Genomic DNA, 516 nt, shown 5'->3' with positions numbered 1-516 from the left:
TACGCGAGGACGTCGCGATCTTGAAAGCGGCGACGACTTTCTTCGCGGGGGAACTCGACCCCCGCAATCGATGATCATAGCGTTCATAGATTCGTTGCGCGCCAATGGTTTTGCGGTCGAGTCGGTCTGCCGGACCCTACGTGATCAGGGGTGTCAGATCGCCGCGAGAACCTACCGAGCATGGCGGACACGCAAACCCGCTGCGCGCACCGTATCCGACGCCCACGTCGTCGATGCCGTTCGCGATGCCGCCTGGCGCACCGACACCGACGGTCGGCGCCGGATGAACCCGGAGGGCTTGTACGGGCGGGTGAAGATGCGCGCTCATCTGGACCGAACAGTCACCCCAGGTGTCTCGTACGGTTCGGTGGATCGTGCAATGAAGTTGTTGTCGCTCAATGGTGTTCGGCGAGCGAAGGGCATCAGAACCACCATTCGTTCCGCGGACGGTGTCCGGGCGGGAGATCTACTGAACCGGCAGTTCCGGGCGGACGAACCCAACCGGGTATGGGTTAC

Annotated in this window: 1 pseudogene; it reads left to right on the top strand. The window is 62.6% G+C overall.

Annotated elements, in window-relative coordinates:
- Positions 1 to 516 (top strand): annotated as a pseudogene (locus DK926_RS27190) (IS3 family transposase); the annotation flags it as partial.

It is taken from the genome of Rhodococcus sp. Eu-32 (assembly GCF_003336925.1).
Taxonomy (GTDB): Bacteria; Actinomycetota; Actinomycetes; order Mycobacteriales; family Mycobacteriaceae; genus Rhodococcoides; species Rhodococcoides kyotonensis_B.
Note: the sequence above shows the minus strand (reverse complement) of the source record. Positions and strands in the feature narration are given on the sequence as shown.